This window comes from Pseudoalteromonas sp. CNC9-20, assembly GCF_022347875.1.
GTDB lineage: Bacteria > Pseudomonadota > Gammaproteobacteria > Enterobacterales > Alteromonadaceae > Pseudoalteromonas > Pseudoalteromonas ruthenica.
Genome location: NZ_JAKRFS010000005.1, coordinates 315,672 through 329,585 on the forward strand (window position 1 = coordinate 315,672; position 13,914 = coordinate 329,585).

Consider the following 13,914-nt stretch of genomic DNA (forward strand, 5'->3'; position numbering starts at 1 on the left):
CCGCTGTGGTACGTTTGAACGCCGCACATGGATCCTTCGCATGTGGCTATGCATCAGCTAGACTTGAGATAGGTACGCGCTCTGGCGCTTAGGAGAAAAAATGATTCGCTTGTTTGTTATAACAGTGTTTACCGCCGCTTTACCGGTGAGTGCTGGCACCACAGTATATCAATGCACCAAAAATGGCACTGTAGAATTTTCGCAGCTCCCTTGCTCTAAAGATGCCAAGGCAGTGGTGGTTAATACCATTGCCGCCGACACTTCAAGCGCAGATAAGCCGCAAAGCGACAGTGATATTGAGGGGTATATACGCAATCAGCAGGCGGATAAAGAAATTGCCCAACACCGCGATAAAATTGAGACTTACACACGTCAAATGCAAGAAGAAATTGCGCGCTTGAAAGATCAGTCAGATGCCCAAGTTAATAACCTCACTGGAGCTGAAAAAGACCAAGCCATTGCCAAAGAAATGGAGGCGGTGAGTAAGCGTTATCAAGCGTTGATCGATCGGGAACAAATGCATATTGACCGTTTGCTGGCGCAAAAAGAGATCTTTAAAGACAGTGCAGCAAATGCCCCAGACAGCATCGACAGTTTTATTCGCTTGCAGCAAATTGACCGCGATATGCGCCAGCATCTGGATAAAATTGACACCTATCACACGCGGTTAGACAATGAATTAGAAGCGCTGCAAGAGGAAGCGGCGCAAACTCCGGATAACCTCGTTGATGCTACTTATGACAATGCCTTGTCGCAACGTATGTCAGCAGTAACGGCTAAGTACACCACCTTGATTGATGTTGAACAAAAAGGGTTAGCGCGCCTATCTCAAGAGCGCGCCGAACTAATGCAAAAAGCCAAGGAAAACAAAGACACGAACTGATGTCCACCAGCGCGATTCTGAGACTCGTGCTGGTGGAGTAAGGTTAGCTTTTGAACTTCAGCTCTAGAGGGCTAACCCAATTGCGCCATGCTCAGTGCACTATCGACACTAATAACAGGCGCTTTGGCGAAGAAATTAAAATCAGTGCTCGTTGTCCATGTGTAAGCGCCCATATTAGCGGTAAATACTCGCTCGCCATCCTGCAGTTGCGCCATATTCACATGCTCTGTAATGACATCTATGCTATCGCAGGTTGGCCCCGCTAAAACACACGGCTGCTCTGGGGCTTGGTGCAAAGTGTAAAAGCGTTGCGCAGGCTCGCCGTACACGCGGCCGCTAAACGCACCATATACGCCATCATCCATATAATACCAAGGCTTACCGCCGCGCAGGCTTTGGCCCATTACACTCATTACGTGCACCATGGCCGAGGCAACAATATAACGACCAGGTTCTGCAATAAAATGGGTGGTTTGCGGCCACTGCGCCAACGCTTCGCGAATGGGTGCACAATAGCTATCGATATCAATGTTGTCGTTTTGATAACTCACCGGAAAGCCACCGCCAATATCCAATGTATTCATGGCAGGCAAACCCGCGCGTCGAGCTAATTCAAAGACTTCTTTACATTGCTCTATTGCTGCCACGTATTTATGAGGATCGCGTGTTTGTGAGCCTACATGGAATGACAGCCCGCGCACGCGAATACCCATGCTATGAGCTTGTTGCAACAATGGCAAAGCTTGTGCGGGTGTTACGCCAAACTTTTTCGACAAATCAGCAGCCGCATCTTCATTTAAGAAGCTTAAACGCAGTAACAGCTCAACCTCATGGTTATAAGGCGCAAACTTACGTAACTCATTGGCACAGTCGAATACAAAGGTATTGCACCCATAAGCCAAGGCATGCTCAATATCGGCCACGCGCTTGACCGGGTGAGTGTGAATGGTTTTACTTGCTGGCACAGCACACTGAGCCACCACATCCACTTCACCATTGGTCGCAAGGTCAAAACTGCCGCCCAGCGCGTCTAAGGCGCGTACCACATCTGCATGAGGTAGGGGCTTTAGAGCATAGTGTAAAGTCACCCCCGGAAGCGCAGCATGAAGTGCTAGGTAGTTTTCGCGAACACGGTCAATATCCAGCACCAGTAAAGGGGTACCGTATTGATTGGCAAGTTGGTCGGCTTGTACGAATTGCTCGGTAAATGAGTGAGCAGGAGCTCGCAAAGAAGAAACAGACATAATAACTCCAAAATTGAATTTGGATAGTTACTCTTCGCCTTGGCTGGAGGGCTGTACTAGGATTGGCTATCGAATTAAAGTGGCGCAATAATAGTTAAATTATCGCGCCATGCAAGCAAAAATTTAAAATATTTTTAGTCTTTAATTTTCAATAGCTTATTGGGCTATGTCAAAGGTAACTTGAGCGTCTTCACCGCTTGTCACCGTGACTGTCTGTTGCTGATACAGCGTAAACGACTCATCGAGAATTTCGGCGTCATCAATGTGTGCAGCACAAGTGTAGGCTAGCTGATATTCACCTGGAGCGACAAAGCCGATTTCGAACTCATAACGTTCATCTTCCTCATCGTAGCTCACGCCACCGGTCGCGATAGGTGCATCAGCCGCAACCGTTTCGCCGTCAAGGTACAAATCTTTAGGCTCACTGACATCGCTATTATAGAGATATACGGCATGACCGAACCCCCCGGTGGCAGGCGCGATATCTGCATTGTCAGTTTCGCAGTTTTGTACCAACTGCTGGCTAACTACACCCTCGATATCTTCCACTTGGGCAAGGTTTTCTAGGCGAATTCCTGTGGGTTTAAGCTTAACTTCGTTACTGTTACTTGGGTTGACCAAAGATTTTTTCAGGTCAAACTCAAGCACGAAGTCGTTGTCACCACTGACCAAAGTGAAGTCATTAATTTGAATTTCACCGATGCCGTCATTGCCCTTACGGGTGACAACAAGTGGCACGACAGTGTCATCGTTATAAACCAGATGTGAAGTCATCTCGATATTGGCCATGTCGCCATTGACTATATCAGCGCGCAGCCATTCATAGTCACCGGCAGCAACAAGCTCATCATCGATAAGCGCAAACACATCATCACCAGTGTAGTCCAGTAAGTTTACCATCACGGGTTGATCTGGGTTCTCCTCAGAGCGGGTCTCAAAGGTTGGCATCTCACCATCGCCCGCGTTTAAGGTAATGCTGTCAAAGGCAACCCACACTGCTTTAACGTTACTTACTGGCGCATCAGATACGCCTAACGAGAACTCTGCTTGTGTCGGCTCTGGGTTGGTGATGTTGTCGTCATTATCGTCCGAACCCCCACAGCCACTAAGTAAAACGGCGCTAATTGCACTCGCAAGAATCAGTTTATTCATTAAATGTACTCCGTCAGATTGCACACTTATCTAGCGTAGCAAAGTTACCTGAACACGGTTTTAACTGTGTGCTGCGAGGGAGTGATAAATTTCTTGATAGCCTTGCTTGTGGTTATCAAACAGGAACTGGCGCAGCTGTTTTTTGTTGGTGTTACGTATAAATGTGACAGCAATGAGTGAGCCTTGTTGCCGCGCTTTTTGCATCTCCAATTGCATTGGCGGATAGTCTGGCAGGATTAACTTGGCTGTGGCCCTTTGTGGCGCATGCTTGATTTGCTCAGCATCAATCACCGCGCCTGTAGAGGATAAAGAATGAATAGGAAGCTTTCGTCCGTCGTCGGTGAGCAAGTAAATACTCGTGGGATTATCAAAGCGCCAGCTGCGGTGCTGCCCAAGAGCCTCGAAAATTTCTGGTGCTTCCAGCGCGGGCTGTAAATCACCGTTTGCGGTTAATGACAGCGAGAGAGGAAACCAAAGTTCAAAGTGCCCGACCTCTGCCAACATACATAACCCAGGCTGCTCAAATAGGGAGGCAACATAATCCGGTAACTCCGAACGAAGGGACAAGCCGGTGGTGTTAACATCGTCGCCCTGCAACGTGTTTTCGCTAAATACCTGCTGGAAAAAAGCCAGCTCTTGTTCGGTGAACTCCATCTCTGTACCCCAAATAACCCTTTGCGACTATAAAAAAATAAAATCAAATATGCAAAATTTGGGCGCAAATTTAGCAGACACTCGCTGAACGTTTAAAGAACAACAAATTATAACCTAGAGCGTTATTCTAATTTTTTGAATTAAATTGAATTAGTTTTGCTTAGCTTGCTTTGTGGCGAATGTCTTACAAAATTTTAAAAACAGGCAACTAGAAGACTGATTTATCGATATTTATACGTTCATAAAATCCCCGTTATATACCCAAGTAAACGGCCGTTTAGGAAAATGTTTAACGTTCATAAACGTGCTTCATCATAAACAAACGTTTTAAATCCCCAAATCTCAGTTAATCTTCTCATCGTTGTTTGAAGCACACCAATAACGGGTCAGGATGCGAAAGCAAAACGTTATAAAAATCTGTAAGTTGGCGCTAATGCTAGCAAGTTTAGATGGCTCCTTAGCCACCGCAAATGAAGTTAGTCTAGCCATGTATGGATATATAAAAGCCCGTTGTTCTGTTGCGTTTCATCAACATGATGTTGAGTTGAGCAATACAAGGTCCTCTCAGGCTGAATTGGATTTACGCTGTAATTCACCCATGACCCTAACGCTTTATTCTCAAAATGGGGGGTTAAGCCATCATAACAATGATGTGTTAGTGCCTTACCGAGTGACGTTGACCGTGCCAAAAGCCAAACGGGAAACAGTATTTTCAGCCTTACAGTTGAAGCAAGGAAAGGCGATTCACTTCGAGCAGGTGTTGTTCTCTGAACGCGCTTCTCTCGCGGTACAGCTGCAGCAGCAATTGGTTTTTGCCGGGCGCTATAGCGACGAAATTCGTCTTGAAATCACGCCTGATCTATATGGTCGAGGCCTATAACGATTATTATTTAAGCAAAAGGACATTACACATGAAAACAGTACTTATCTCTGCTGCGATTGCTCTGACTCTTAGCGCAACGGCGCATGCTTCAAGTAGCCTGAATCTTAACGGACAAGTTGATTCTGTATGCACCGTTTCTAACTTGACCAACAGCCAAACCTTCTCTTCTTTAAGCTCTGGTGCGACAGCGATGTCAGACGTTACATTGCTATGTAACGATGCTGATGGCGCGACTGTGAGCCTGACTTCAGCAGAAGGGAACCTGCAAAATACCGACAATGAAAACCGTGGTATTGACTACAAAGCCTCCCTTACCGCTGGCGCCGTTGCCCTACAGTTAATGGCCGACACCGGTGAAAACGAGAAACGTGTTAGCGTTGATGTTGACGGTTCAGAAGAGCTTGCTCGCGGCGTCAATGGTCAAATTCAGTTAGAGCTATTAGAAGATGCCTTGTATGCAGGCACTTATTCAGACACGCTGCAAATTGCTATTACCGCGCGTTAATCCAATTTCCATGTTGAGTTGGGCAGCCTTCGGGCTGCCTTTTTAGGTTTATGTTATGAGAATTGTACTGCTTACTCTTTTACTTTGGATAGTCGCCCCAGTTTACGCGTTCCAAGTACAGCCTATGGTGGCCGAGCTTGCGCCTATGGGCAAGCAAGCGCAGCGTAATATGCGTATCGTAAATATTGAGGATACACCTCTGACGGTGGAAGTCAGTGCTAAGAACTTGGTCATTAACAGCCAAGGTGAAGAGCAACTCACCAATAATGACAGCGACTTCTTAATTCTGCCAATGACAGCGGTTATTCCACCAGGGCAAGCGCAAACAATCGTCGTGCGTTACATTGGTGAGCCGGCGCTAGTCACGTCGAAAGCGTACCGTATTGTCATTGACCAAGTGGCACTGCCAAATCAAACGCAGTCCTCTGTAGGTATGGCTCTGAGCTTTCGTACTTTATTTAATGTGGCTCCTGAAGACGCTAAAGCAGATCTTGCGATTACTGACATTCGTAGCGACGAAAAAGCGTGGCAGGTCAATATCAGCAACTCAGGTAACAAGTATATTCGCCTTATTAAAACCAAATGGATACTACAACAAGGTGAAGAACAACGAATAGTACAAGGTCCGGCGCTGTCTGCGGCTTTGCAAACCAGCTTTATTCCTCCTAATAGCGCGCGCGTGATTGGGTTTACACCTCCTCCTGGGTTTAAAGCTGAAACGACAAAAGTGCGCATAGAGCCCTTGAGTCACTAGTATGGCTAAGTGGTTGTTGCTCTTTGGCACTCTGATCACCAGCCACCTGCTAGGTGCTGTCGAGGTCACACCCATGATGCAGCATATTAGCCATAAGCCGGGGAGCCGTGGTTATTTTGTTATTCATAACCCAAGTAATCGTGAGTTTGCGTTTGAGCTGGGTGTTGAGCGTATTCACTTTCAAGATCAAGGTTATAGTTCGAGCGAAAGTGATGACCTGATGGTTTTCCCGCCAGCAATGATTTTAAAGCCAGGGCAGTCGCAGCGTGTTCAGATAGTGGTCGACAACATGCCAGCTAACGGTGTAGAGGCTAGTTACTTCGTGCAGTTATTGCAGCAGCCGCTGATATTATCGCAGCCACAACTGCAGATGTTATTAGATATTAATGTTGTTGTGCACTTGGATGTAGCGGGTGCAAGCAGTGATGTGCGCATAGTGGACTCGAACATTACTGCGCACAATGCAAGCTTAACGCTTCATAACCAGGGAAACGCGAGAGCATATCTTAGTTCACTACCTCTGGTACTTATCAGCGCTGATGGTGAAAAAGTTCTTTTACGCGACAGTGATATTGCGCGGCTCTCTGAGGACAGCTTATTGCCTGCTAAGAGCAGCCGTAATATTAGCTTAAGCTCGCAATGGCATCAGTATTTACTTTCAAAGGCAGTAGGGAAGGCGCCATGGCGGCTCGCGTTGCGCCAGTAATTAGCCTGTGCTTATTGTTACTGATTGGCTGCTGTTGCTCCGTTGCTCATGGGGCGCTGAATCCAACAGGCCAAGACCTGGATTTGAGTGTGGAGCTTGTCGTAAATGGTGCTAATTTGAGTGTGGTTGATATTCGCATTGCAGCAGATGACACCATTTATGTTGATAGTGATGAGTTTATAGACGCGCTAATACCACTCGTACTGCCGACAATCACACGCTCATTAGCGCAGCCACAGCAAAAGTGGTTACCGTTGCTTGCATTACGTGAGCAGGGCATTCGCGTGCAATTCGATATGAGTCAGTTCCAGCTAGTGACCTCTATTGATCGTCAGCTATTGCAAAGCCGCACGGTGTCAGCGGCGCAACAGCAACCGTTCTTGGAAGCGCATAAAATGGCTCCCTACAGTGGTTATCTCAATAACTATCTGAGCGTTATTAAAGAGCAAGCATCGAAAGAGAGCCTCAGTGAGGAGCAATTTACCTGGCGCACCGAGCTTGCACTGCGCGCCCATGGTTGGCTGTTGGAGTCGGAGCAGCAACTTCTACACGGACGCCCGGCTCGGGCGAGTCGATTAGGAACTCGTGTCAGCTATGACTATGCGGATATAGGAGCGCGCCTTAGTCTTGGTGATAACTACGTACTCGGTGGCTATTTTCAGGGCAGTGAGTCGAGTTTAGGCGTTGCCTTTGTTAAAAACTTTGCGCAAATTACACGCCACTCCCCACGTCCCTCCGCTTCACAGAGCTTCACTCTTGAGCGCCCCTCCAGCATTGATGTGATCGTTGAACAGCGAGTCGTAAAACGTTTGCAGCTTGGTCCCGGAGTCTACACGCTTGCCGATATTCCGTTGCAAGAAGGCAGCAATGATGTGTCGTTAAAAATAACGGATGATGCGGGTAAAGTGGAGGTGATCGAGTTTGATATTACCACCGGCTTAGATTTGCTCGCCCAAGGCGATTTGCAACTGCAAAGTTTTGCTGGTGTATTAAGTCAAGCCTCAGCAACGGGGTATGACTACCTTTGGCAGCAACCCTTTATTAGCGCGAGCTTTGACTATGGGTGGTCGCCTAATCTAACCCTAGGCGCTGGGCTGCAATGGCATGAGCAAAGTAGGCAATTGAGCGCTCGGGCTACCTATGCAATGCCGTGGTTTATTGCCGCCAGCGAATATGCGTTGAGTCATCACTCTCACTTAGGAGCTGCACAGGCCTACCGAGCATCTTTACGCAGCTACCGGTCTAACTCTGGTAGCGAATTTCAGCTCGGTTACGAATATGTAGCGAAAGCCTACGCTCCGCTGCAGATAAGTGCTGTTAAAGCGGCTCGCTCATTGCCAGTGCAGCACCAGTGGCAGTTTGACTACAGCTATGTATTTGATAACGCCAACACAGTTAACTTTTCCCTCAATGCGCAAAAACGTCATCGACAAGGTAGCAAGAAACAATCTTGGCAGCGTAGTGCCACTTTGAGTGTAGGCGGGCATAGTTGGCAGCAAGGTTGGTCTTGGCGAGTATTTACTGGAGTTCGTGATGAGGGTCAGCGGGATTACAACTTAGGTTTCAACATCAGTTATCAATTTGCTCAAGGTAAGCGCCTGCGTTTGTACGCACAACAGCGAAAACACCTTGAGCGCTTAGAATACAGTTTCCAGGGGAGTGCTCAACATATTGGTGTGAGCCAATTTACGGCTGGCATTGAAAACAGCATTGATTATCAAAGCGCTGTCGATGTGAGCATGCAATACAATGGCAACCGTTTTGGTAGTGCACTGGATCATGGCAGCTTTTATAAGCGTTTACAGGCTGATGAAGGGCGGCATCAAACCCGTCTTTCACTCTCAACGGCCGTGGCGTTCGCGCAAAATCAGTGGGGGGTGGGGCGTACAATTAACGATAGTTTCGCTTTAGTCGATACGCACTCGAGTTTAGATGGGTTAGAGGTACGTTTGACCGACCAAGGTCAAGCAATACGCGTTAAAAATGATGGCTTAGGGAACATGTTGCTGCCTGATCTTAACGCCTACAGCCAAGGCGGAGCAGCGGTAGATATCCCTAACTTGCCCATTGGCTATGACATCGGCACGGGGTTACTGCGGTTCTATCCACACTATCGCTCTGGTCATTACATCAAGGTCGGCTCCAGTGCCAATATTACCGTGATGGGAACACTTATTGATGACGATGAGACGCCCCTTGCTTTAACCGTGGGTGAAGCGGTATGTGGTGATGATGTGAAGGCTTTTTTTACTAATCGTCAAGGACGTTTTGCCATCACCGGCATGAAACCGTGTCACTATCGCATTCGTTTTGATGATACCCACTTACCGAGTGTCTCGCTGGAAGTTGAGGATGAACAACAATTGCAAAGAAAAGGGGTGATTTATGTGCGTTAAATGGGTGTGTTTAGTATTAGCGCTTGCTGCTTTGCCAAGTACAGCACAACAAAGCTGCACGGATATGCAACTGCACATTGAAGAGCTCAGCGATACCTTGGCAAGCTACCGCCCTCAGAGCACGGCGCAGGCGAGCTATCGATTGCGTATTACGCCTAGGCAACACGAAGACTGTGAATTTCAACTCAGCTTACACTCTCAGCAGCAGTTCCGCCTACATGGGGATAAGGCGCGCCTTAGTTACGATGTGCACAACGACCAAGGTCAGGCACTGGCGATGCCTATGCATGTACGCGGCGCTCAAAGCACCATTATCAATATCAAATTAAGGCGTCAACAATCAGCACCTGCTGGGTTCTACGAAGACACTCTGCTTATTACCGGGCACTTCCAAGGGCAACTAATAACGCAAGCAAATGCGGTGGTTGATACTCATCTGCCACAGCGCTTTTCGTTGACCTGGTTAGGACACAATGCGCGCCAAGCGAGTGTCAATCTTGGTGAGCTGCGCAGTAACAAAGAGTATCATCACCTTCCTAGTTTACAGGTGCGTAGCAACACTGACTTGCGGTTATTGATGCGCTCACAAAACCAAGGGTATTTACTGCATGATACGCAAAAACCTGCTTGGCGTATTGGCTATTCGCTAGCTGTGGCTGGGCGTTGGTACGACCTACAACATGCGCGAAAATTGCCAATCGCTGCACAGCAGTCTACTCAATTGCTGCCGCTGGCCATTCGCTTACAAGATTTTGAACGTCAAGTGGCAGGCCGATACAGCGATATTATTTACTTTCGAGTAGAGCCTCGGGAGTTGTAATTGTTCAGGTCAGATGCTGCTGCGACCAAAGCATGGCTTGTTGTTTGTTTTTTACACCGATTTTTTGATAAATCTTATGTAGGTGAACACGCACGGTCGCATCGCTGATGAATAATCGCTCGGCAATGCTAATAAGCGGCATTCCAGAGGCCAGTAACTTAAGTACCGTCATTTCTTTTTCGGTCAATAAAGACTTTTGGCTTTGCTGGTGCTCTTCTGTGGCTAGGTAATGGCGCATCCAGTGATCCGTTACTTTACGTGGAAACCACAGTTTTCCTTCAGCAATGGCTTGCAGGCCTTGCATCACTTGTTCATCAGTACTTGGGGCAATAAAAACACCGCGCAGATTAGGCCAACGCTTAAGGTGGCCGAAGTTCATATCGCTGGGCACATTGGCTATGACTAAGTGCTTTAACTTGTTTTGATGCATAAAGCGGGTAACGGAGGTTGGATCAACCAAATCACTGATTACCTGATAATCAAGTAATAGGGTATTGAATTGTGGGTAACTGCTGATTAGCTGGGTGGTCGTGTCCTTGACGTGCGCTGAAGTCATTTATCTCTATCCTTATCTTAACGACTTGCAACGGATACTAGCACATTTGTATTAGGGATGTGAATAAAGAAGGGACGCGCCACCATGCCATGACGCGTCGTAATCGCTTATTTAACTTCTTTACCTGCTGCTTGTTGGTCAGCATGATAGCTAGAGCGTACAAAGGGACCACAGGCTGCTTGGGTAAAGCCGATGTCATCTGCGTACGCTTTTAAAGCGTCAAATTCCGCTGGTGGCACGTAACGTTTTACCGGCAAGTGGTGTTTCGAAGGCTGTAAATACTGGCCTACTGTGAGCATATCGACATTGTGCTCACGTAAGTCGCGCAGCACTTCTTCGATCTCGCTCATTTCTTCACCTAACCCTACCATTAGGCCTGACTTGGTGCGCACCTCAGGGTGTGCTTCTTTAAAGCGCTTTAATAGCTCTAAAGACCATTTGTAGTCTGCGCCTGGACGAGCCAATTTATAAAGGCGTGGGGCTGTCTCTAAATTGTGGTTAAAGACATCTGGTGGTGTCTCGCTGAGGATCGCTAATGCTCGGTCCATGCGACCACGGAAATCTGGCACTAGAATTTCAATAGTAATGCCCGGGTTGTGCTTACGAATTTCGCGAATACAATCGGCGAAATGTTGGGCTCCTCCGTCACGTAAATCGTCGCGGTCTACCGAGGTGATCACCACGTAGTTGAGCTTCATGTCCTTGATAGTCAGTGCCAGCTTTTCTGGCTCTTGAGCATCAGGTTTCAGTGGACGACCATGAGCGACATCGCAAAACGGACAACGACGCGTACAAATGGCTCCTAAGATCATGAATGTGGCGGTGCCGTGATTAAAGCATTCAGAAAGGTTAGGGCAGCTCGCCTCTTCACACACGGAGTGCAAGCCGTGCTTACGCATTGCCTGTTTAATGCCATCAATGCGCTCGTTAGATTTAGGTAAGCGGATTTTCAGCCACTCTGGCTTACGTAGCATTTCGTCTTTTTCAGTCGGTAGGACTTTGACCGGGATAAGCGCCATTTTCTCAGCGTCACGTAATTTTACACCCGGTTGCATTCTTACTGATGATTTCGTCATTCTTTCGCTAACCCTTGTTGATACTCAACGTGTTCGGGGTTGAGTCGTTTAATTAATTGCTCGACAAGCCCTTGACCGGCTTGCTCTGTGGACTGAGGCCCATTTAAATCTTTACATTGCACCATTTGCATACCCGCATAGCCGCAAGGGTTAATGCGCAAGAAAGGCTCCAAATCCATATTGACGTTCAAAGCCAAACCATGGAAGGAGCAGCCTCGACGCACGCGCAAACCTAAGGAGGCAATCTTGGCGTCATTAACATAGACCCCAGGTGCATCTTTTTTGGCGTAAGCGTCGATTCCATATTCACCAAGACTGTCGATGATACTGTCTTCTAGCCAGGTAACCAGGTCGCGTACACCGATTTTCAATCTTCGTAAGTTGAAAAGTACATACAGCATTTGCTGTCCAGGGCCGTGATAAGTGACTTGTCCGCCACGGTCTACTTTGACCACAGGAATGTCACCGGGCATTAGCAAGTGCTCGTCTTTGCCTGCTTGGCCTTGCGTAAATACAGGCTCATGTTCTACCAGCCAAATTTCATCGGCACTGGCCTCGTCACGGGTGTCTGTGAAGGTTTGCATTGCCTGCCAAATAGGCATGTATGGGCGAGAGCCCAATTGGCGTACTATTAAGGTGCTCAATGTCAGTCCTTAAAAGGCTTACAGAACGTAGCGTACATCATCAATGCTACCTAATTCAGTATAGATAACTTCGATATGCTCTTTTGATGTCACCGTGGCAACTAAAGTCACTGACTCATAATTACCTTTACTGCTCGGTTTCGTTTTTGGTGCATAGTCGCCAGGGGCGTGCTCTTGCATAACCGTTAATACCTGTTCCGTCAGGCTCACGTTAGCAAGACCCATCACCTTAAATGTGAAAGGACAAGGAAACTCTAGATATTCATCAAATTTGGTATTTTTGACCGGTTTGACCACGACAATAAACCCTCTTAACTACAGACGACGGTGTGTTTAAAGTATACGGAGCAAAGCTCTTAATAGTGCGTATTCTAGCATTTTTTAAGGTAAAAAAAACGCCCCAACAAGTGGGGCGCTCGGTAATGCGTGATCCGCTGTAACAAATCAGCTGCGATTACATGATTTGTAAGCGCAAATAGTCGTAGATCTTGCTGAAAAAGCCACCTTCTTCAATACTTTCCAGTGTCACCAGTGGGTAGTTAGCCACATCTTCACCGTCAAGTTGTAAGTACAAAGTGCCTACTTTGGTGCCTTTCTCTAGTGGCGCTTCAAGTGTCGTATCGAGCTCAAAGTTCGCTTCTAGGTTCTTCTGTTGGCCACGAGGGATAGTGATAGGGGTGTCTTCTAAAATGCCTAACGCCACAGTCTCTTTATCGCCCATCCAGATGCGTTGGTCGGCAAATTTGTCGCCAGCTTTATACGGTGTGATGGTTTCGAAAAAACGAAAGCCGTAGTTAAGCAGTTTTTTGCTTTCCACTTTACGTGCACGCTCAGAGCTGGCGCCCATGACCACGGCTATTAAACGCATATCACCCTTGGTGGCAGAAGACACTAAGCTATATCCGGCTTCGCTGGTGTGACCAGTTTTAATGCCGTCTACGTCGAGGCCTTGATCCCACAGCAAACTATTGCGGTTAAATTGTTTGATACCGTTGTAGGTAAAGTCTTTTTCTTTATACAGTGCGTATTCGTCTGGCACGTCACGGATAAGTGCAGCGCCCAAGGTCGCCATATCCCGAGGGGTAGTGAAATGCTCGTTGGTGTCTAAACCATGGCTGTTGATAAAGTGGCTGTTATCCATGCCAAGCTTCTGCGCGTGGGCATTCATGAGATCGGCAAATGCCGATTCACTTCCCGCAATATGTTCGGCCATCGCTACACACGCATCGTTACCCGATTGAATGATGATGCCGCGATTTAAGTCTTCAACGCTTACTTGCTTACCGACTTCGATAAACATTTTTGATGACTCTGGGAAATTTTTCGCCCATGCATTTTCACTGACGGTCACCATATCTGAGGGGGAGATGTTACCGGCATTAATTTCTGTACCGATGACGTAGCTCGTCATCATTTTCGTAAGGCTAGCGGGTGCCAATTTAGTGTCGGCTTCGCCTTCGGCGATCACCTTGCCCGTTGTGAAATCGACAAGAAAGTGGCCCTTAGCGTTAACTTCAGGTGGAGCCGGAATGATCTGCGCTTGAGCGGCAAACACTGAGCTTGCACACAGTAATCCGCCTAGGCCTTTGAGAAGAGAATGTTTAATTGATTTCATTATGCTTTTAAATATATTTTAGGTGA

General features: G+C 47.4%; 15 protein-coding genes. 7 read left to right on the forward strand and 8 right to left on the reverse strand.

What is annotated here, in order from left to right; translation table 11 throughout:
• Positions 1-100 precede the first annotated feature (100 nt).
• Positions 101-883 carry a DUF4124 domain-containing protein gene (locus tag MHM89_RS14080; protein WP_138547589.1) on the forward strand — a complete coding sequence of 261 codons (783 nt, stop codon included), beginning with the start codon at positions 101-103 and terminating at the stop codon, positions 881-883.
• Positions 884-954: 71 nt separating this feature from the next.
• On the opposite strand, the gene MHM89_RS14085 is transcribed toward MHM89_RS14080, so the two are convergent.
• The 3 genes from MHM89_RS14085 to MHM89_RS14095 form a co-directional block, all read right to left on the reverse strand.
• Positions 955-2,127, reverse strand: coding sequence for a type III PLP-dependent enzyme (locus MHM89_RS14085; RefSeq protein WP_239409063.1), 1,173 nt, complete (start codon positions 2,125-2,127; stop codon positions 955-957).
• 156 nt (positions 2,128-2,283) lie between these two features.
• Entirely contained in the window at positions 2,284-3,279 is a 996-nt protein-coding gene (locus tag MHM89_RS14090; RefSeq protein WP_151172443.1) for a DUF4382 domain-containing protein, read from the reverse strand.
• 60 nt (positions 3,280-3,339) lie between these two features.
• Complete coding sequence (locus tag MHM89_RS14095; protein ID WP_022946395.1) at positions 3,340-3,933, reverse strand: hypothetical protein; 594 nt, start codon at positions 3,931-3,933, stop codon at positions 3,340-3,342.
• 433 nt (positions 3,934-4,366) lie between these two features.
• Between MHM89_RS14095 and MHM89_RS14100 the strand changes: the two genes are divergently transcribed.
• From MHM89_RS14100 to MHM89_RS14125, 6 genes are read left to right on the forward strand one after another with little or no spacing between them, the layout of a single operon-like run.
• Positions 4,367-4,813: a hypothetical protein gene (locus tag MHM89_RS14100; RefSeq protein WP_157795522.1), complete on the forward strand. Its 447-nt coding sequence runs from the start codon at positions 4,367-4,369 to the stop codon at positions 4,811-4,813.
• Between the two features lie 31 nt (positions 4,814-4,844).
• Positions 4,845-5,321, forward strand: coding sequence for a hypothetical protein (locus MHM89_RS14105; protein WP_022946393.1), 477 nt, complete (start codon positions 4,845-4,847; stop codon positions 5,319-5,321).
• Positions 5,322-5,376: 55 nt separating this feature from the next.
• A complete protein-coding gene (locus MHM89_RS14110) occupies positions 5,377-6,075 on the forward strand; it encodes a molecular chaperone (protein ID WP_239409064.1) in 699 nt (232 codons plus the stop codon).
• 1 nt (position 6,076) lies between these two features.
• Positions 6,077-6,781, forward strand: coding sequence for a hypothetical protein (locus tag MHM89_RS14115; protein WP_239409065.1), 705 nt, complete (start codon positions 6,077-6,079; stop codon positions 6,779-6,781).
• Entirely contained in the window at positions 6,757-9,177 is a 2,421-nt protein-coding gene (locus MHM89_RS14120; RefSeq protein ID WP_239409066.1) for a fimbria/pilus outer membrane usher protein, read from the forward strand. Before MHM89_RS14115 ends, MHM89_RS14120 begins: the two co-directional genes overlap by 25 nt.
• Positions 9,167-9,997, forward strand: coding sequence for a hypothetical protein (locus MHM89_RS14125; RefSeq protein ID WP_239409067.1), 831 nt, complete (start codon positions 9,167-9,169; stop codon positions 9,995-9,997). The genes MHM89_RS14120 and MHM89_RS14125 overlap by 11 nt, the downstream gene beginning before the upstream one ends.
• Positions 9,998-10,001: 4 nt before the next feature.
• Here the strand turns inward: MHM89_RS14125 and MHM89_RS14130 are convergent, their stop codons facing one another.
• From MHM89_RS14130 to MHM89_RS14150, 5 genes are all read right to left on the reverse strand, one after another.
• The gene (locus MHM89_RS14130) at positions 10,002-10,553 is read right to left on the reverse strand and encodes a LuxR C-terminal-related transcriptional regulator (protein ID WP_022946388.1); all 552 of its coding nucleotides are present in this window, start codon (positions 10,551-10,553) and stop codon (positions 10,002-10,004) included.
• Between the two features lie 107 nt (positions 10,554-10,660).
• Positions 10,661-11,629, reverse strand: a complete 969-nt coding sequence (gene lipA, locus MHM89_RS14135) for a lipoyl synthase (RefSeq protein ID WP_022946387.1) — start codon at positions 11,627-11,629, stop codon at positions 10,661-10,663.
• Positions 11,626-12,279 carry a lipoyl(octanoyl) transferase LipB gene (gene lipB / locus MHM89_RS14140; RefSeq protein ID WP_026111315.1) on the reverse strand — a complete coding sequence of 218 codons (654 nt, stop codon included), beginning with the start codon at positions 12,277-12,279 and terminating at the stop codon, positions 11,626-11,628. Before lipB ends, lipA begins: the two co-directional genes overlap by 4 nt.
• Before the next feature lie 12 nt (positions 12,280-12,291).
• Positions 12,292-12,570 carry a DUF493 family protein YbeD gene (gene ybeD / locus MHM89_RS14145; RefSeq protein ID WP_022946385.1) on the reverse strand — a complete coding sequence of 93 codons (279 nt, stop codon included), beginning with the start codon at positions 12,568-12,570 and terminating at the stop codon, positions 12,292-12,294.
• 157 nt (positions 12,571-12,727) lie between these two features.
• On the reverse strand, positions 12,728-13,888 hold the full coding sequence (locus MHM89_RS14150) for a serine hydrolase (RefSeq protein ID WP_022946384.1): 1,161 nt from the start codon (positions 13,886-13,888) through the stop codon (positions 12,728-12,730).
• Positions 13,889-13,914: the final 26 nt, after the last annotated feature.